Source organism: Maribacter aquimaris (genome assembly GCF_014596745.1).
Lineage (GTDB): Bacteria > Bacteroidota > Bacteroidia > Flavobacteriales > Flavobacteriaceae > Maribacter_A > Maribacter_A aquimaris.
Map to the genome: position 1 here is coordinate 248342 of NZ_JABTCF010000002.1, position 20100 is coordinate 268441.

Consider the following 20100-nt stretch of genomic DNA (forward strand, 5'->3'; position numbering starts at 1 on the left):
TTTTTTTATAATATCATTTCTGAATAGGGTACAATCGTATGATATCCCTTTTTGCTGAAATAGCGCATTAGGTTAGGGTCCCCAACGGCTAATATGAAGTCCCCTCCCCATGCTCCAAGGCTTTTTATGGCCCTAGGGTAATCTGGGAAAAGTTCGTGTTTCACACTTGGTATTTGCAATATTCGGGAAATTACAGATTCGTGAAGATTCAAAAGGGTTTCAAAAGTCGTTATGTCGGTACACGCTACTATTTTGGAGGTTAGGTCCCCGATAACCCTGACCAATTCTTTTTTATTGAACGTTTGATTTCTGTAATCCGATATGCCTTCCCTGCTGTTCTGTTTTTTATTGAGATAAACGAAGAACAGCTGCGTTTTGAAATCAGGATTGAAATCTACTTTTTCCACTATAGGGGAATCCCCGTCAAGTTGGTATGTTATGGGGGTGTCGTATTGTGCACATGCAATGTCATAACCGCTACCACCAAAAGTGTTTTTTAGTAAAGGGTAAGGATCTATATGGGCCCATTGGGCAATATTGTTGATTAAGGTCGAGGAGGACCCTAGGCCCCAGTCCTTTGGGAATGTCAGTTGGGTGGTTAGGCTAAAGCCTTTACCGGCAATTAAAAAGTCGGGGCATATATGCTTCGTTTCTACAAGGATTTCAAGTGCGGTTTTCGATATTTTGGCATCGGTCGATCCCATTTCTTCCATCGTTTCCGAATGAAATTCCGCCTTAAACCAAACTTTACCATCCTTATCCAAACTTTTCCATGAAATGGTTTTTGTTTGGGTCGGCTCAACGGTAAGAACCTGACCATACTTGGTGGGTAGGGCCAAAGCCTTCGCCCCGTCAAGAACGGCATATTCCCCGGTCAGCAATAATTTGCCATTACTGTAAAATTCTTGCCTCATGTATTGTTCCTTAACTTTTTGAAAGCGGCAACTACGGCGCTATGACTGGCAGTGTGGTTTTTGAAATAATCTACGATCTTGTTTTTTTCTTGATCGGTCGCCCCAAGTTGGTTTAAAATATTCAATAAGTGCATTTTCATATGACCCTCTTGAATGCCTGTGGTAACCAGGGAACTAACCGCTGCAAAGTTCTGTGCCAATCCGGCAACCGCGACGATTTGCATGAGTTCCTTGGCAGTGGGCTTTTGAAGTATTTCAAGTGCCAACCCTACCAAAGGATGAAGGTTGGTCAACCCACCGATAGTGCCTAAGGCCAATGGTATTTCTATCCAGAACTTAAAAACCCCGTTCTCCAGACTGGCATGGGTAAGGCTTTTGTAGGTGCCGTCTTTCGCCGCAAAGGAGTGGGCCCCTGCTTCCACGGCCCTAAAATCGTTTCCTGTGGCCAAAACCACGGCATCGATACCGTTCATAATGCCTTTATTGTGGGTAACCGCCCTGTGGGGCTCTACGTTGGCAATGTTTACGGCCCTGATCATTTTTTGGGCGAATTCCTCTGGGGATATGGTTTTGCTCAGTTGTAAGTCGTCAATAGCACAAGTCACCTCAGCCCGTACCAAGCAATTGGGGACGTAGTTCGAAAGTATACTCATGATAATTTCAATCTGCTTTTCCGATTCGGTAAAAATCGGGGATGCCTTAGCTTGACTCGCTAAGGTGTCGGCAAATTGTTCCAAACAGGTGTTGATGAAATTGGCACCCATGGCATCCATGGTCTCAAAGGTGCAATGCAATTGGTAATAATCCTTGAGTTCGGAAGTTTTATTGCGTAGTTCGATATTGGTGATGCCCCCACCTCTTTTTTCCATATTGGATGTCAAGGTTTTGGTGTCTTCGATCAGTTTTGGTTTTACCTCATTGAAAAAGGCTTCCAAATGGGTAGGGTTCCCTGAATACATAAAATGTACTTGGCCCACTTTTTCGGTCCCGATAATCTCTGTTTTGAATCCGCCACGGTCTAGCCAAAACTTTGCAGCCTTACTAGCAGCGGCGACCACTGAGCTTTCCTCAATGGCCATGGGTATGGCGTACAGCGTGTCATTGATCAGGAAATTTGGGGCTATACCCAAGGGTAAATAATAGTTGGTAATCGTATTCTCTATGAACTCGTCGTGTAATTTTTGCAATTCTGAATCAATATTCCAGTATTGCTTCAGTAATTTTTTGGTTTTTTCAGGTTCATGTGTATATTGTTCGGCAACCCAGTCTATTTTTTGTTGTTTTGACAATTTAGAGAAGCCTAAAATAGGATCGGTCATGGTTAATTGGGTTTGTGGCTGTAAAGATAGTCATTACACGGGTATTCATCGGATTCCTAAGAACCCCGAAAACCCGTAGCTTTTTGGCCTTAAAGTTTAATTAATTGTAAAATAATCACTAAACTTGACTGAATTTAAATGGATATATTTACAAATATGAATAAACGCCATATGCTCTTGCTTTTAATGGTTGGTTTTGTGACCATTACATTTGGGCAAGGGAAGAAGAAAATCACCATTGAAGAAATTTATAGAGGGGCTTTTAGAACCAGTAGTATGGAAGAGCTCCGATCTATGGAAAACGGAGCGCAGTACACCTTACTGGATTATGATCGATCTAGCAACGCTACGCGTATTGATAAATATGATTACCAGACCTTGGAAAAGGTTGAAACAATCGTAAGTTCTTCCGAAAGTGACCATGTCCCCGGTTTTAGCTCCTATGCTTTTAGTAAGGATGAAAAGAAGGTCCTATTGGCTACGGAACTCGAATCAATCTATAGGCGCTCTACCTTGGGTATATATTTTGTGTATGATATTGGTTCGAAGACTATAGTCAAGGTGTCGAACGCGAAAATCCAAGAACCGTTGCTTTCACCTGATGGCAGTAAAGTGGCCTATGTCATGGCTAACAATATTTATATTTTTGATATAGCTGGCGGAACGACAAAACAAATCACTCAGGATGGCGTATTAAACAAAGTCATCAATGGCGTTACCGATTGGGTCTATGAAGAGGAATTTGCTTTTGTCAGGGCTTTTGCTTGGAATTCAAACGGTACTAAAATCGCATTTCTTCGCTTTGATGAGACTGATGTTCCTGAGTTTTCTATGGATGTATATGGACAGGACCTCTATCAGCAACAGTATGTCTTTAAATATCCTAAGGCAGGGGAGAACAATGCATTGGTTTCCCTACATATGTACGATGTGAAATCTGGAAATACCTCTAAGGTCGATTTGGACGACCCGTATTATATTCCACGTATCAAATGGATGAACAATGCCGATGATTTAAGTGTAACCACACTCAACCGTCATCAAGATCATTTGAAATTATATGCGGTGAATGCTAAGGATAATTCCGTTAATGTGCTTTTAGAGGAAAAGGACAAAGCCTATGTCGATATCAATGATAATCTGACTTTTTTGGCCGATGATAGTTTTATCTGGACCAGTGAGCGGGATGGGTATAATCATTTGTACCTCTATGCTTCAGACGGTAAACTGATGAATCAAATAACCAAAGGGGATTGGGAAGTGACCGATTACTATGGGTATGACCAGAATGAGGATAAGATCTATTACCAGTCCACAGAGAATGGATCGATCAACCGGGGGGTATATAGTATTGGGAGCAATGGGAAAAAGAAAAAAGCACTGGCAGTGGAAACAGGAACGAATGCGGCATCCTTCAGTGCGGATTTCTCATATTTTATAAATACCTATTCCAGTGCGACAACGCCTTACCGATTTACCCTGCACAAGGCACTGACCGGTGATAAGTTGAAGGATATAAAGGACAATCAGGTGCTTGCGGATATGCTCAAAGGGTATGATGCTTCCCCTAAGGAATTTTCAACCTTGACCATCAATGGCAATGATTTGAATATGTATATGATCAAACCGTCGGATTTTGATGCTTCAAAAGAATATCCTTTATTGATGTACCAATATAGTGGTCCAGGCTCCCAAACGGTGGCCAATCGCTGGGGTGGTGCAAATGATTATTGGCATCAAATGTTGGCTTCCGAAGGGTATATTATTGCCTGCGTCGATGGTAGGGGAACAGGTTTTAAAGGAAAGGATTTTAAGAAAGTCACCCAAAAAGAGCTAGGAAAATATGAGGTCGAGGATCAAATCGAGGCGGCTAAAAAACTTAGTGCACTATCTTATATCGATGAAGATCGTACAGGAATTTGGGGATGGAGTTATGGAGGCTTTATGTCTACCAATTGTATTTTAAAGGGCAATGATGTCTTCGAGACGGCTATTGCCGTGGCTCCTGTTACGTCATGGCGGTTTTATGATACCATTTATACAGAACGTTATATGCAGACTCCACAAGAGAATGCAAGCGGCTATGATGACAACTCTCCGTTCAACTATCCCGAATTATTAAAAGGTAACTTTCTTTTGGTACATGGCTCAGGGGATGATAACGTGCATGTGCAGAATACCATGCGAATGGTTGAAGCCTTGGTTCAAGCGAACAAACAGTTCGATTGGGCGATTTACCCCGATAAAAACCATGGGATATATGGTGGGTATACCCGAATTCATCTATTTACAAAAATGACCAATTTCATTAAAGAAAATCTATAACCAAATCAAAGATATATGGCAGTAATTGATAAACCAGCACATCAGAAGGAACTTTTTGGCCATCCAGTAGGGCTATATGTATTATTTTTCACTGAAATGTGGGAGCGATTCTCTTACTATGGTATGCGTGCCATATTGGTACTTTATTTGGTGACCCAGACAGCGGGTGATAATCCAGGATTGGGTTGGTCAAACAAGGAAGCCTTGGTGCTGTATGGCTGGTACACCATGCTGGTTTATGTTGCCTCGATACCCGGGGGTATCATTGCTGATAGACTGCTTGGTCAAAAAAAGGCGGTGATTATAGGGGCTATTTTACTTGTTATAGGCCATAGTGTTTTGGCTATAGAACAAATGTGGGCGTTTTATACCGGTCTTGGTTTTATTATCGCGGGAGTAGGAATGTTGAAACCCAATATTTCCACAATGGTCGGTGGTCTTTATAAAAAAGGGGATATCCGTAGGGATAAAGGATTTACCATTTTCTATATCGGTATTAATGTCGGCGCATTTCTATCCAGTTTGATTGTCGGATATGTTGGAGAGGTTTATGGATGGCATTATGGTTTTGGGCTGGCTGGTATTTGTATGCTATTTGGACTTGTTCAGTTTATATATGGTCAACGGTTTCTTAAAGGTGTCGGTGGTTACTTGGGGCAATCCGAGAATCAGGAAGATCGGGATGCACTGAAAAGACCCTTGACCAAGATTGAAAGGGATAGGGTTATCGTTTTGATTCTTTCCTTTTTAATGGTTATTGTTTTCTTTGGTGCTTTTGAACAAGCAGGTGGACTAATGAACATCTATGCCAAGGATTATACCAATAGGATGTTATTTGGATGGGAAATACCTGCTTCATGGTTTCAATCTTTGAATGCCTTTTTTATAATCACCTTGGGTACAGTCGTTGCGGGGTATTGGGCCAACCGTAAATTAAAGGGGAAAGAGGCTTCCTCACTTTTTAAAATGATCATGGGACTCATTATTATGGGTACGGGATTTTTATTTATGACCGCGGCTACGGCCGAATACCAAGGTTCGGGCTCATCGGCCATGTATTGGTTGGTTTTGGCATATCTTTTCCATACCGTTGGGGAATTGAGTCTTTCTCCGGTATCCCTGTCCTTTGTCACAAAATTGGCACCCGCCAAGTACGCATCCTTGATGATGGGGCTGTATTTTGCTACTACTGGACTAGGTAATAAGGTGGCTGGTCTTTTAGGGGAATCGGCATCTGAGTTTGGTGAGTATACCGTTTTTACGGGTATCGCTATTTTCTGTATTCTATTTGGACTTCTGATTTTAATATTCATTAAGAAATTAAAGGTCTTGACCCATGGCGCCGAGGACAATGAACATATAATAACCGCGGAAGAGGCTTAAAGTGCAGACCTGGAAGATGGTAATAAGATGTGTTGTTTGCCAATGGTCTTTTATTATAGTAACAGCAAGGATAACTATATCGTAAATATGAAATGATGAAATCAATGGACACCGATATTGAAAATTTATTCAAGGATAAGGTTCTTGGGCATCCTGCAGGATTGTTCGTTCTTTTTTTTACTGAAATGTGGGAGCGTTTTTCATTCTATGGAATGCGTATTTTGTTAGTGTTGTTTCTTACAGCCCCCATCGTTAGTGATAATCCCGGATGGGAATGGCCTCGGGAGCATGCCTTGGCACTGATAGGTACCTATGCTTCCTTGTTATATTTGACACCCATTGTTGGAGGTTATGTAGCCGACAAACTTACCGGATATCGTATTGCCGTGGTTATCGGCTGTACGATTATGACCCTGGGACATGCCTCCATGGCCTTGGAAACAACCGCGACTTTTTATTTGGGTCTGGCCTTATTGATTATTGGTACAGGGTTTTTTAAACCGAACATTACGTCTATTATCTCTGAAATGTACAAGGGGAAGGAATCCAAGAAAGATGGGGCCTATACGATTTTCTATATGGGGGTTAATGCAGGTGCTTTTTTCGGAATGATGCTTTGTGGTTATTTGGCTGAGAACATTGGATGGTCTTGGGGCTTTGGCCTTGCGGGTATATTCATGTTTTTCGGTATGCTCCAGTTTCTATTGGCAAAAGATCTATTCGGTAACGTTGGTGCCAAACCTTCAAAAAAATATGAGGTTGAACTTCCACAGAATATCAACGAGGAAAGTCCGGCTTTGGCAGTGGAAGATAGTGTCGACGAAAAATTGAATCCGTTCACTCTCTTTGATTATATATTAATCGGGGTATCCGCTATTGGTGGATTATTGTATTTGTTCAATGACCCATTGGCCAAAATCGAGGATATAAATTTGATTCCATTCACCATGGGAGGATTGGACGGGTCTTCTGTTGTTATTTTGACCGCCCTTGTGCTGTTTTTGGTACTCTTGGTTTCTCGGGTATCCAGATATATCCCCATTGTTCGGGATCGGATTATCGCAGTGGCCATATTTGGCCTGTTTACCGTTTTCTTCTTTGCTGCTTTTGAACAGTCCCTAGGGTCTATGACTTTGTTTGCAAGGGATTATACAAACCGGGACCTGGTAGGTTCTTCCGCTATGATATTCAAGGTAATCGATGGGCTATTGACGACGGTGCCCTTGATGATCATCACCTGGGTACTATTCCTGTTGTTTAAAAAGACATATTCGAGAATCGGACTTTCCAATATTATTTTAGGATTGGCCTTTGTTGGGATATGGATTTTGGTCATTTATAGATTGATGGATAAATTTTCCCAGGAAGGCCACCAAATAGATGCTTCGTGGTTCGGGATTTTAAACTCCTTTTTCATTATAACGCTGGCGCCGATGTTTTCACGTTGGTGGGAAAGTAAGTACAACCCCAGTGCCGCTATGAAATATGGAATGGGATTGATTTTACTTGGATTGGGTTTTGGGATTTTAGCCTACGGTACCATGGGAATTCCACAAGGAGCGAAAACGGCCTCGGTAAGCATGATATTTTTAATATTGGCGTATTTGTTGCATACCATGGGAGAGTTGTGCCTGTCCCCGGTCGGGTTATCCTATCTTAGTAAATTAGTACCGCCAAGAATGATCGGATTCATGTTCGGTATTTGGTATTTGGCCATTGCCATTGGGCAAAAAGCAGCAGGGACCATGGGAGGTATGATCGATAAGATTTCGGAAGAATACTCCCTGAGTATTTTCTTTTTGATATTTACCCTTGTTCCTATCGGGGTCGGATTTATATCCATCTTATTGAATCCAGTGCTTAAAAGGTTGATGCACGGCGTACGCTGATTTTAAAAGGATTGGTCTAGATCCAATTCAAAACAACCCTGTTCCCCAGTATAGTGGATGGGTAGTTTTCGTTGTGCACAAGTGGCTTTCCATCGATTTATATAGCTACGGTAATTACTTCCATCGGCAATCACGGCCTTGGGTTGTAGGGTGTCAATGAGCCTCTCAAGATTTATTTTTGGGGATTGGGTCAACAACACATAATCGGGTTGCTTGTCCAATTGGGGAAATACACCCAAACTATCGATTATAAGGAACTTTCCATTCTTCAGGTTGAAGGTATTTACGATTGGTTGAAAGTTTATAGCCGCGATATTTTCCCCTACCTTATAATCGGTGACGATTTTTGCCGACGAAAGACTGTCCGTTGTATAAACGGTGAGATGTTCCCCAAAACGATGCATCACTATCGAATTCGTTGTTTGATGGGCCACCAAAAGTTGTTCCTTACGCTGGGTTTGGTGTTGCTTGTACATAGGCCAAATCTGTAAGGGGATAATACAAACAAGAACGGCACATAGTTTTCGGTAGGTGTATTGGTGCAAGAGCCAAATCAATGCAATTAAAAAGGCATAGGTCAAAACCAGTTGTACCAAATCAAAAGAAATATTCCGAAAAATAAAAGCCTCTTGTTGGGCTACCCAATCGATAACCGTGTTCATTAATCGAATCATAGTATTGTACAGGGTTATTAATTGGTCCGGCGCCAGGTCCATGAGCACCAAGGCAATTACGATTATCCCCATGCCCAATATCAATCCTAGGAAAGGTACGATCAGGATATTGGATAGAAAGAAAAGCCCTGGAAATTGATGGAAGTAATACAGGCTGATGGGTAATACCCCGAGTTGGGCGGCAATACTGACAGAAAGCAATTGCCATATTTTCTTCGTCAACCAATGCTTGGGGCGCCATATTTTTTGTAAAAGGGGATATACCCATACAATTGCCAATACGGCGGCATAACTCATCTGAAAGCCAACATGGAACAAAAGTAGGGGGTTAATGACCAAGAGGATGAAAAACATGGATAAGGCAAGGATGTTGAACGTATTGCTCGGTCTGTTCAAGTAGAGGGCATATGCTACAAAAGAGAACATGGTTACCGCCCTGATCACTGATGCCGATAAACCGGCCAAAAAAGCAAAACCCCATAAAAGCACAACAATGACAAAGAGTTTTAATTCTTTTCCCTTTCGAAGTAGTTCCAGCGGTCGAAGAAGAAACTCCAAGAACAACAGGAGTATTCCGATATGCAGGCCAGAGACGGCCAGTATATGAACGGCACCCGCATTTTTATAAGCGTTATAGGTACTTTCCGATATATCATTTCTTTGACCTAAAAATAGGGCTTGGATAATTCCATATTCATCCTTTCCAAAATTAGCCTGTTTAAGTTTGGTGCTGATGGTATTCCTCAAGGTGGTTATACCCCCTAAAAAGGTCTTTTTCGGATGCTTTAATACGAACGAATTGTAGGGTCCCGTTTTTAATTGATGGTAGATTCCCTGTAGCTCCATGTAATTTTTATAATCGAATTGATGTGGGTTCAAGGATGGGGTTATTTCCTCTTTTTTTGCCAGGACAACAAGTTCATCGTCTACGTTCATGGACTTTAGGGTTGAGTCTCTCGGTACAGTTAAGAGTATCTTTCCTGATACTTTGGTTGAATTCAATTCCAGTACGTCGGCAACAAATCGTTCTGAAAAAGACGAAGGGGCGAGTACTTGGGTCACCTTTAATTTCCATGTTTCTTCTTTAGGATCATGGACATTCGAATAATGATGAACGTCGTTTTTGGGTTGGGCAATACCAATGATAAACACCCCAAGACATAAGGTTGTTATAGCAGCGAATAGTCCGAAGACCGGTTTTTTGGGGTTCTTTTTCCCAAAAAACAGGAAACCAAGGATGGTAAGGGACAATAGGGTTAAGGTTAGGGGAAGTGAAACCCCCAAATCAAAAAAATAGCCAGTTGTAATCCCTAAGACCAAAAGCAGTGTCAGCTTTATAGGGATAAATTGCAACAGTTTCATTCTTATAGCACCCTAGTTGCTTTTACGAAAGCATAATTCCAATATCCTTCACGCAGTGAGGAAACAATGACCCCTCGTGAGGTTGAGGCATGTATAAATTTGATATCGTCATTATCAACAGCGACTACCAAGCCTACATGGTTTATTTTTTTTGCCTTGCGGGAGGTTTTAAAGAAGAGGAGGTCTCCTTTTTCAACTTGGTTTACCCGTATTCGTTTTCCTTGGTTGGCCATGGCTGAGGAAACCCTGGGAAGGGCTACATCGTTTTTCTTGAAGGCGACATAAAGAAGTCCGGAACAATCCATACCTTTTTTGGTCGTACCGCCATATTTGTAACGTACCCCCGAAAAAGTCAGGGCTGTATTGATGATCCTATTGACCTTGGATTCGGATGAATGGTTTTCGGAGGCTTTGGTCAGGTTGTTATCCGCTTCAGACGAGGTGATTTCGGGAGAGGCTTCAACGGTGATTTTGCGCTCCCTGGAATAGGTGGTCTTTTTTTTGGCAACACAGCTGCTTAAAAAAAGAAGGAGTACAATAAAGGGTGATAATCTTTTCATTCGGGGTAGGAAAATGGTCTATGAATCCCAAATTTAAGCATTTTCTACAATTAGCTGGGCTACTTTACTGCTGGCGCCCCTACCACCCAACTTTTGTTCCAATTGGTCATAGGCTTTCAATTGGTCTTCACGGCTACTGCCTTCCAATATTTTGGCAAGCTCGTTTTTCAGGTTTTTGGTTGTCAGGTCATCTTGGATCAGTTCCCTAACGATTTCCTTATCCATAATCAGGTTTACCAAGGAAATATACTCTAGGGTAATGATGCGTTTCGCGATTTGATAAGATATCCAATTGGCCTTATAGCAAACGACCTGTGGTACTTTAAACAATGCGGTTTCCAAGGTTGCCGTACCGCTGGTGACCAATGCGGCATAGGATGCACTCAAAAGGGCATAGGTCTTATTGGAAACAAAACCTACATTGGTATTTTTTAAAAATGGGGCATAAAACTCGTTATCCAAACTTGGGGCCCCTGCGATAACAAAGTAATAATCGGGAAAATCGTCGGTTACCGAAAGCATGGTCATAAGCATTTTTTTGACTTCCTGTTTACGACTACCCGGTAGCAGGGCGATGATGGGTTTGTCGTTATCAAGCTTATTCACTTCCCTAAATGACTTTTCGTCTATTTCACTTCGATTTTCGATGGCATCGATTAAGGGGTGGCCTACAAAATGGACGGGAAAGTCATGTTTTTTTTCATAGAAATCCTTTTCGAAAGGAAGAATTACATACATCGCATCGATGTTCTTTTTTATTTTATGGATCCGTCCTTCCCTTGAAGCCCAAATTTGGGGCGATATATAATAATTGGTGCTGAAACCCTGTTGTTTTGCCCATTCGGCAATGCGAAGGTTAAATCCGGAATAATCGATGAAAATGATGATGTCGGGGTTAAAGGTGGTAATGTCGTTTTTACAGAATTTGATGTTGGCAAAGATAGCGCCCAAGTTCATAATGACTTCAATAAATCCCATAAAGGCCATTTCCTTATAGTGCTTCACCAAAGTGCCACCGGCAGCTTCCATAAGATCGCCACCCCAACATCTAATTTGGGCATCGGGATCTTTATGTTTCAATGCCTTGATCAAATTGGATCCATGAAGATCTCCGGATGCTTCCCCTGCGATGATATAGTATTTCATATTAAAATACTTTGTAATAAAGAATGACCATTGCAGTAAGCAAAGTGGCAATTAAAACCCCTTTGGCACGTTGGTCCCTCCGTATTTTCAAAAATCCAAAAAAGGCTACCAGGTTCAGGATCGCACCAAGTGCCAACAGACTTCCCACATGTCCTTGTTTAATGGCGGCTTCAAAGGTTTCGGTAATACTGAAGTCAGAAAACAATACGATATAGGCTAAAGTGCCTATGGTATTGGCGATAAGGCCTATTATAAAGCCGATAATAATTTCTTTTTTAGTGTTCATGGTTCAAATTTCAAGTACAAATTCAAGATTTGTCCAAATAGTTTTTTTCAATTGTACGAGTATGCCAAAATACAAAATACCTTTTACTCAAAAAGTACGTCCTGGAGGAAACAATTAAAGGTCCCAACCATTCAGTTCCTGTATGGCATGATGCGCCGTTAGGTCGAATTGGGTGGGAACGATGGATATATAATCATTTGCCAAAGCCCATTCGTCGGTGTCTTCCCCTTTGTCGAGAAGTTCAAATTCACCGGTAAGCCAATAATATTCCTTACCCCTGGGGTTTGTTCGTTTGTCAAATTTTTCTTTCCAGTTTGCCCGGGCCTGTCGGCATATTTTTATTCCTTTTGGCAGTCTTCGGTCTATTTTGGGTATGTTCACATTGAGAACCACACCTTTGGGAATTTTGTTTTTAAGGGCCCCGTTAACGATGCTTATGATAGCTTCCTTGGCCGATTCAAAATCGGCATCCCAGGAATAGTCGCATAAGGAAAATCCAATGGCCGGGACCCCTTCGATACCGGCTTCGATGGCAGCACTCATAGTTCCCGAGTAAATAACGTTGATCGATGCATTCGAACCATGGTTTATACCACTGATGCAAATGTCGGGTTTACGGTCCAAAATTTCCTGAAGGGCAAGTTTTACACAATCAGCGGGTGTGCCACTGCAGCTGTATTCGACCAGGGCGCCATCGGTTTGGTCTATATCTGCCTTTGAGGAATACAAGGTATTGTCGACGGTAATGGCATGTCCCATGCCGGATTGCGGACTGTCAGGTGCGACAACAACGACCTCCCCGATTTCAGACATAAAACGTATCAAAGCCCGCAGTCCTGGGGCGGTAATACCATCGTCATTGGTCACAAGGATAAGGGGTTTTTCCATATCACATACTTTATTAGGTAAAAATACGTTTAAAAAAACAGAAGTTCCCAAATGGTGTTTAACAAAAATTTAATGTCACGGACTTAAGTGCTGGCACGGTTTTTTCAGTATATTAGGGAATCTGATTGACCCATTCGCAGGTTAATGTGGAATCTAAAAATTTAGAAAAAGAAAAGGTTATTAATAAATAACAAAGAATATTTTATGAGAAGGAACTTGGCCTATGCCCTAACCGTGATGCTTGTTGCAGTCGCATCTTGCAGTTTCACCAATAAATCCTATGAGTTTGAGGGTGATGACAAGGATAAATTGTTGTTGGACCTGATTACGTATGTTTTGGAAAAAGGGCATTACGAACCCAAACAGATCGATGATGATTTTTCGGTGAATGTATTTGAGGATTTTATCGATGTCCTTGATCCTACAAAAAGATACTTCTTACAGAGTGATATCATGGATTTTGAAAAGTATAAATTTCAAATCGATGATCAAATCAACAATACCGACATCACTTTCTTTAACGTGGTCTACAACCGGCTCATAGAACGGATGAACGATGCAAAATTAATCTACAAGGAAGTATTGGATGTTCCTTTTGATTATTCCGTTGAGGAAAGCATTAGTATAAAATATGAGGACGAACCTTTTGCCGCTTCCAGGGAGGAGCTTAAGGAACGATGGAGAAAACAATTGAAGTATGCTACCTTAGGTACCTATGACTCTAAACTGACCCAATCTGCAAAACAGCCAAAGATTTCCAAAAAGGTAAAAAACGAACAGGTTGAAACGACCGTAGAGCATCCTGGTATTTCAGACGAGGAATTGGGGAAGGCACTAACACCGGAAGAAGCGGAAAAAGAAGCAAGGGAGACAACAAAGAAAACCTTGGATGAGTTTTTTGATTTTATCGATGATTTGGAACGTAAGGATTGGTTTGTACAATATATCAATACCATTGTTGATGAATTTGACCCCCACACCTATTATTTTGCTCCTGAGGATAAGGAAAAGTTTGATGTGAGCATGTCGGGTAAATTTGAGGGTATCGGAGCGCGATTGCAAAAGAAACCCGAAGGGGCCAAGATCGTGGAAATCATTTCGGGTGGACCGGTTTGGAGAGACCAGCGTATGGAAGTTGGTGATGAGATCATCCGGGTAGGCCAAGATGGTAATGATCCTGTAGACATTGTAGGCATGCGATTGGATGATGCCATTAAATTGATCAAAGGCCCAGAAGGTACCGTAGTTGATTTAACAGTACGGAAAGTCGATGGTTCGATCGAGGTCATTTCTTTGACAAGGGATGTGGTTGAATTGGAGGAATCCTATGCCAAATCTGCCAGTATCATAAAAGGGGACCAAAAATTCGGTCTTATCGATCTTCCTAAATTTTATGTCGATTTCAATGATTATTCTGAACGGAATGCAGCGACCGATGTAGCCAAGGAGGTTGATCGTTTAAAGGAGGAAGGCGTTGAGGGATTGATTCTTGATTTACGTGATAATGGAGGTGGTTCATTGAAAACAGTTGTTGAAATGGCCGGATTGTTCATTAAGGATGGTCCGATAGTACAAGTGCGGTCCAATGGAAAAGGCAAGGATGTTTATGACGACAAGGATGAGCGCATTCAATGGGACGGACCTTTAGTGATCTTGGTCAATGAGTTATCAGCTTCGGCTTCCGAAATTTTGGCAGCTGCCATGCAGGATTATAAACGGGCCATAGTTATTGGTAGTAAGCAGACCTTTGGTAAAGGAACGGTCCAAAATGTGATTCCTTTGGAAAATATTGTACGAAGCAATGAGCATGGCGATTTAGGGGCCATAAAGTTAACGACCCAGAAGTTTTATAGGATCAATGGTGGCTCTACCCAGTTGGAAGGCGTGAAAAGTGATGTTGTAGTACCGGATAAGTATAGCTATATCGATTTGGGTGAAAGGGATCAATCGAATCCATTGAAATGGGATAAGATCACCCCAGCGGAGTATAAAATATGGAACGGGTATATCGATTATGAGCAAACCATAGCCAACAGTGAAAAGCGGATGGCAGCAAACCCTCAAATAAAATTAATCGAGGAAAATGCCAAATGGATCAAAGATCAACAGGATGAAAATCTTATTTCATTGAACTATGATGTTTATAAAGAAGAAGAGACTAAAGACAAGAAAAAATCCGATTACTTTAAATCATTGACCGAATACGATTCTAAATTGACTTTTGGATCATTGAAGTATGAGGAGGAATTGTTTACCAAAGATGAGGACTTAAGGGAGAAGAGAGACCGTTGGCACAAGAATTTAGCCAAGGACGTTTATGTGGAAGAGGCCGTGAATGTATTGCAAGACCTTAAGGGCAATAACCTGAAGCATGCCAAATTGGCTAGTGTGAAGGGGTAGAAAGCTTAATAAATACTATTGTTTATAAACCCTGACCGTTAGCGTCAGGGTTTTTTTGTGCTCTTGATTATCGTAGAAATACGGTATGCCCTACCTCGTCCATCCTACAATGGGATATATCTATTTTTCGCGCCACGAATAACTTGTATGAATGTTTTTTGGGGAGTAGTGGAAGGTTGTTGTATCAAGAGTTGCTATAAATAAAATGTCAGGTCGAGCGCAGTCGAGAACTAATAAAAAGATATAAGGATAGACAATGTAAGTTCGAGTGCAATGGGGAACCCGTCAAAATGATAGAATTGGCCTGTCAGGTCGAGCGCAGTGGTGAACTTGTCATAATGATAGAATTAGCTTGTCAGGTCGAGCGCAGTCGAGACCTCATTCATAAAGAAAGGGCCGATCAATTATCAAATCTAGCGCAGTCGAGAACTAATAAAAAGATATAAGGATAGACAATGTAAGGTCAAGCGCAGATGGGAACTCGTTTAGGTAATAGAAGAACCGGACTGTCAGTACGAGCGCAGTGGTGAACTTGTTAGAATGATAGAATTAGCCTGTCAGTTCGAGCGCAGTCGAGACCTCATTCATAAAGTAAGAAGAACCGATCAATTATCAAATCTAGCGCAGTCGAGAACTAATTTAAAAGATATAAGGATAGACAATGTAAGTTCGAGTGCAGATGGGAACCCGTCAAGATGATAGAGGAACCGGACTTTCAGTACGAGCGCAGTCGAGAACCAAAAACCTATTAGGTTTATATACTGGAATGCAAAAACGGCCTACGGTACACGGGTAGTACCAACTACTTGGGCAGAGGTTTCGATGAACATCAGTTCGAGAGTAAGAAGACCTGTTTCACCTTAAAGTGTAAACCTTGATGGAGGTCTCGACTGCGCTCGACCTGACAAACGAAGACTTATGGTGATGTGAAGGACACTTACGCAGTTGTAATGACAAATGAAAAGATTTTGGTATTCCCATTTTTGTGATTATGCCGAGAGCAATAAGATGGATACAAACCGATTTAGCCGTATAAACCAGTATAGAAGTATGTGGGTACTTTATTGTTTGATTTACCGACAGAAACACGAACCGATCGTAAGATAGCGACACGATTCCGGAAAAATCTATTGGATGTTGGATTTACGATGTTCCAATTTAGTATATACCTACGTTTTTGCCCTAGTCGCGAAAATGCCGGGGTACATATAAAAGGAACGAAATCCAACCTGCCAATAAAAAGCAAGCTCTGCATTATGCAGATTACCGACAAGCAATTTGGGATGATCGAATTGTTCCACGGTCAGAAAGAAGCAGCATCCGAAACCCCTACCCAACAATTGGAACTTTTTTAGCATACAGAATGTCAGGTCGAGCGCAGTCGAGACCTCATTCATAAAGAAAGGGCCGATCAATTATCAAATCTAGCGCAGTCGAGAACTAATTAAAAGATATAAGGATAGACAATGTAGGTTCGAGTGCAGATGGGAACTCGTCAAAATGATAGAATTAGCCTGTCAGGTCGAGCGCAGTGGTGAATTTGTCATAATGATAGAATTAGCTTGTCAGGTCGAGCGCAGTCGAGACCTCATTCATAAAGAAAAGGCCGATCAATTATCAAATCTAGCGCAGTCGAGAACTAATTAAAAGATATAAGGATAGACAATGTAGGTTCGAGTGCAGATGGGAACTCGTCAAAATGATAGAATTAGCCTGTCAGGTCGAGCGCAGTGGTGAACTTGTTAGAATGATAGAATTAGCCTGTCAGTTCGAGCGCAGTCGAGACCTCATTCATAAAGTAAGAAGAACCGATCAATTATCAAATCTAGCGCAGTCGAGAACTAATAAAAAGATATAAGGATAGACAATGTAAGTTCGAGTGCAGATGGGGACCCGTCAAGATGATAGAGGAACCGGACTGTCAGTACGAGCGCAGTGGTGAACTTGTTAGAATGATAGAATTAGCCTGTCAGGTCGAGCGCAGTCGAGACCTCATTCATAAGAAAGAAGAACCGATCAATTATCAAATCTAGCGCAGTCGAGACCTCAATCGTAAAGAAAGAATCAATTAGGTGTCAGGTCGAGCGCATTCGAGACCTTGATAAGGGCTTTTATATTTCTGCAACATCCTCTAAAAATTAGGATACCAGCTTATTATGTCGGGGTGTCCCTGTGAACTATCCTTAATCCTTCGACTGCGCTCAGGGCTTGAATTAAAGAACGGACATCGAAGTTCCAAATAAGGAAGTTGGAAATAATATAGCGTGTTACGCTATATTTAGTAAAGCAACGAAGAAAACCTTGAGGTAGAACGTATCCAAAACAATTCACGGCGGGTCATTGCTATGCGCCATATTTTTATGCTTCATGGTTAGGAAGGACCTTTTATAGGAGGGCTAAAAAAATAAGATGCCCCGATTTTTAAAAAGCGAGGCATCTTAAACATGATTTATGCACTATATGAAATAGACATGGCACAAGTGTTTATTTCTTAGCAAATAAGGCTTCCATTTCTTCCAATGTCTTGCCTTTGGTTTCAGGGATGTATTTATAGACAAACACAATAATGATTATGATAAAGAAAGAAAACAGGAAGTAGGGAAGGGCATTGTTCCAAGTACCTCCGTTCATGATCAAGCCATTCGACTCGCTTTCAACCACTATAGGGAACGTCTGTGATACAAAATAGTTGGCCAACCACTGTACGGCCACGGCTACAGCCATAGCTGTACTCCGTATTTTGTTGGGGAACATTTCAGACAATAACACCCAAACAATAGGGCCCATAGACATGGCGAACGAACCTATGAAAATCAGAACACCGATCAAACTGATAATACCTTCATTGGTAGATATGGTTGGCAGGCCAGCAGAATTCACGCCGGCATAATCACTGAAATAAAGTGTAAAGCCCATCAATAAAAACCCGATAAGCATTCCAAAACCTCCAATGATCAATAGTGGTTTTCTACCTAGTTTATCCACAGTGAACATGGCGACAAACGTAAAGATAAGATTTACGGAGGCCAATAAGATCTGTTGTAAAAGAACATCATCCTGTCCAAAACCAAGGGCCTGCTCAAATATATCGGCCCCATAATACAGTACTGCATTGATTCCGGTAAATTGTTGCAACGCCGATAATACCGTACCGATAATCACAATAGGAAGCATGGTTTTATTGAAGATGGATGCTTTTGCCTTCGTGCTTTCCGCTTTTATGGAATCTTTGATCGCTTTTATTTCCTTTACCGCTATTTCTTCACCGTGTATTCTGGTCAATATGTTTTCGGCTTCTTCCTCTTTTCCTTTGATCATTAACCAACGTGGACTTTTAGGTACGAAAAACAAGAGCCCCAAGAAGATACCTGCTGGTATCATTTCTGACCAGAACATGTTACGCCATCCAAAGGCTATATTCTCACTTTCGCTCAATTCGGAACCAATAAAATAAGTAACCAAAAAGACCACAAAGAAACCAATGACCACTGCAAGTTGATAGAAGGTAACCAAAATACCCCTGTTTTTTGCCGGGGCAATCTCTGCTATGTACATTGGGGCGTTCATTGAGGCGATACCTATGGCAATACCCCCGATGAGTCTAAAAATGACCAATAAGGTGGTCGATTCCGGTAATATGCTGGGTAATCCTGATCCCCACGCTGAAATAAAAAATAGAACAGCTGAAATAATCAAGGAATTCTTACGACCAATAGCCTTACTGATAAGTCCTGCCGAAGCCGCCCCTGCCAAAGCTCCTAATAGGGCGCTACTAACAATAAAGCCTTTTAAGGCTCCGGTAAGTTCGAAATATTTTGAAAAATAGAACTGGGTGCCATTGATGACCCCTGTATCATAACCAAATAATAACCCGCCCAGGGTTATTACAAGGGTGATAAAATAAATGTTGATTTTTGCGGTAGATGTTTTACCCATGGTTGTTTTGGTTTTAATTAGTTTAATCTTTGACTGCTGCTACGACCTAAAACATTAAGGACATCAGTCCCAATGAGGTCCATGATATTTGCCAAATTATAATTCGTAGAGCACCCAGTCGAGGTTTGGTTTACCTAATGTCTTGTTTTGATTTAGGGTATAAATCGCATAAAACATTGGTATGTCAAATATAGTTTTTTGTTCTGTAAATGACCTCCGTATTTCTTTAAATTTTATAACTAAAACGTAGGATTCCGTGGTTTAGGAAGAGCTATTTTTTCCGTTCTAAGAAATATGGGGAATTACGTTTAAAGGAGTGAGGTTTAAAAACGATGGATTGTAGTATACCATCTTAATGGGGAGCTGTCCGCCGTATAAAATAGGGGCGATTGAGAAGTTTTTAATGGTGTTGGGGCGTCTATTGCCAGACGGCCGACGCAAGTAGCACGGGCTTAAGGTCAAACCACCGAATATACAGCTTCCATTCGTTCTGGAATGTCGTCCTAATCGATATCCGCTTCCTTGGTGTTTAGAACAAGGGATTCGGAATTGACACAATAGCGTAAGCCACTCGGTTCTGGACCGTCAGGGAATACATGGCCCAAATGTGCGTCACAGGTGTTGCACATTACTTCGACCCTGATCATGCCAAACGAGCTGTCTTTTTTGTATTGGATCGCGTTTTCCTTATATGGCTGTGTAAAACTGGGCCAGCCAGTGCCGGACTCAAATTTTATGGTAGAGTCGAATAAGGGGGTGCCGCAGCAGGCGCAATTGTATTTTCCAGCTTCGTGTATGGCGCAAAGTGCTCCTGAATGGGGAGATTCCGTGCCCTTTTTACGGGTAATCCTATATTGGTCGGGAGTAAGGGTTTCACGCCATTCGGTATCGGTCTTTTCGACCCTGCGATCTGGTTTTGGGTTTCCTTTGACCGTAAAATTGATGATATCTTTCCAGGTGAGCATAGCTTATTTTCCTTTCTTTAATGGTTCGTATCTATTTCCTTTTGCAAATTAAG

14 protein-coding genes and 1 pseudogene are annotated in these 20100 nt (G+C 41.5%); 6 read left to right on the forward strand and 9 right to left on the reverse strand.

The window, feature by feature from the left end; translation table 11 throughout:
• Window positions 1-5 precede the first annotated feature (5 nt).
• Both HPE56_RS05210 and HPE56_RS05215 read right to left on the reverse strand, forming a co-directional pair.
• Window positions 6-914 carry a GYDIA family GHMP kinase gene (locus HPE56_RS05210; RefSeq protein WP_188242717.1) on the reverse strand — a complete coding sequence of 303 codons (909 nt, stop codon included), beginning with the start codon at window positions 912-914 and terminating at the stop codon, window positions 6-8.
• Complete coding sequence (locus tag HPE56_RS05215) at window positions 911-2233, reverse strand: hydroxymethylglutaryl-CoA reductase, degradative (RefSeq protein ID WP_188242718.1); 1323 nt, start codon at window positions 2231-2233, stop codon at window positions 911-913. Before HPE56_RS05215 ends, HPE56_RS05210 begins: the two co-directional genes overlap by 4 nt.
• A gap of 156 nt (window positions 2234-2389) precedes the next feature.
• Here HPE56_RS05215 and HPE56_RS05220 point away from each other — a divergent pair, with 156 nt between their 5' ends.
• The 3 genes from HPE56_RS05220 to HPE56_RS05230 all read left to right on the forward strand — a co-directional run bounded on the left by HPE56_RS05220 (window position 2390) and on the right by HPE56_RS05230 (window position 7830).
• Entirely contained in the window at window positions 2390-4558 is a 2169-nt protein-coding gene (locus HPE56_RS05220) for a S9 family peptidase (protein WP_188242898.1), read from the forward strand.
• 15 nt (window positions 4559-4573) lie between these two features.
• Window positions 4574-5941, forward strand: coding sequence for a peptide MFS transporter (locus HPE56_RS05225; protein ID WP_188242719.1), 1368 nt, complete (start codon window positions 4574-4576; stop codon window positions 5939-5941).
• A 104-nt stretch (window positions 5942-6045) separates the two neighbouring features.
• Entirely contained in the window at window positions 6046-7830 is a 1785-nt protein-coding gene (locus HPE56_RS05230; RefSeq protein ID WP_188242899.1) for a peptide MFS transporter, read from the forward strand.
• Between the two features lie 2 nt (window positions 7831-7832).
• Here HPE56_RS05230 and HPE56_RS05235 read toward each other — a convergent pair whose 3' ends face one another.
• The 5 genes from HPE56_RS05235 to surE form a co-directional block, all read right to left on the reverse strand.
• Entirely contained in the window at window positions 7833-9866 is a 2034-nt protein-coding gene (locus HPE56_RS05235) for a ComEC/Rec2 family competence protein (protein WP_188242720.1), read from the reverse strand.
• Between the two features lie 2 nt (window positions 9867-9868).
• Window positions 9869-10426: a C40 family peptidase gene (locus HPE56_RS05240; RefSeq protein ID WP_188242721.1), complete on the reverse strand. Its 558-nt coding sequence runs from the start codon at window positions 10424-10426 to the stop codon at window positions 9869-9871.
• A 33-nt stretch (window positions 10427-10459) separates the two neighbouring features.
• Entirely contained in the window at window positions 10460-11572 is a 1113-nt protein-coding gene (gene lpxB, locus HPE56_RS05245; RefSeq protein WP_188242722.1) for a lipid-A-disaccharide synthase, read from the reverse strand.
• Between the two features lies 1 nt (window position 11573).
• Window positions 11574-11858, reverse strand: a complete 285-nt coding sequence (locus HPE56_RS05250) for a hypothetical protein (protein WP_188242723.1) — start codon at window positions 11856-11858, stop codon at window positions 11574-11576.
• 114 nt (window positions 11859-11972) lie between these two features.
• Entirely contained in the window at window positions 11973-12746 is a 774-nt protein-coding gene (gene surE, locus HPE56_RS05255) for a 5'/3'-nucleotidase SurE (protein ID WP_188242724.1), read from the reverse strand.
• A gap of 204 nt (window positions 12747-12950) precedes the next feature.
• Here surE and HPE56_RS05260 point away from each other — a divergent pair, with 204 nt between their 5' ends.
• The 3 genes and pseudogenes from HPE56_RS05260 to cas2 all read left to right on the forward strand — a co-directional run bounded on the left by HPE56_RS05260 (window position 12951) and on the right by cas2 (window position 16501).
• Window positions 12951-15146, forward strand: a complete 2196-nt coding sequence (locus HPE56_RS05260) for a carboxy terminal-processing peptidase (protein ID WP_188242725.1) — start codon at window positions 12951-12953, stop codon at window positions 15144-15146.
• Window positions 15147-15907: 761 nt separating this feature from the next.
• On the forward strand, window positions 15908-16024 hold the full coding sequence (locus tag HPE56_RS20635) for a hypothetical protein (RefSeq protein WP_394355034.1): 117 nt from the start codon (window positions 15908-15910) through the stop codon (window positions 16022-16024).
• Between the two features lie 130 nt (window positions 16025-16154).
• Window positions 16155-16501: pseudogene (cas2, locus tag HPE56_RS05265) on the forward strand (CRISPR-associated endonuclease Cas2).
• 1129 nt (window positions 16502-17630) lie between these two features.
• Here the strand turns inward: cas2 and HPE56_RS05270 are convergent.
• Together HPE56_RS05270 and msrB are read right to left on the reverse strand one after the other, a co-directional pair.
• Window positions 17631-19082, reverse strand: coding sequence for a sugar porter family MFS transporter (locus HPE56_RS05270; protein ID WP_188242726.1), 1452 nt, complete (start codon window positions 19080-19082; stop codon window positions 17631-17633).
• A 503-nt stretch (window positions 19083-19585) separates the two neighbouring features.
• On the reverse strand, window positions 19586-20047 hold the full coding sequence (gene msrB / locus HPE56_RS05275) for a peptide-methionine (R)-S-oxide reductase MsrB (RefSeq protein ID WP_188242727.1): 462 nt from the start codon (window positions 20045-20047) through the stop codon (window positions 19586-19588).
• Window positions 20048-20100 lie beyond the last annotated feature (53 nt).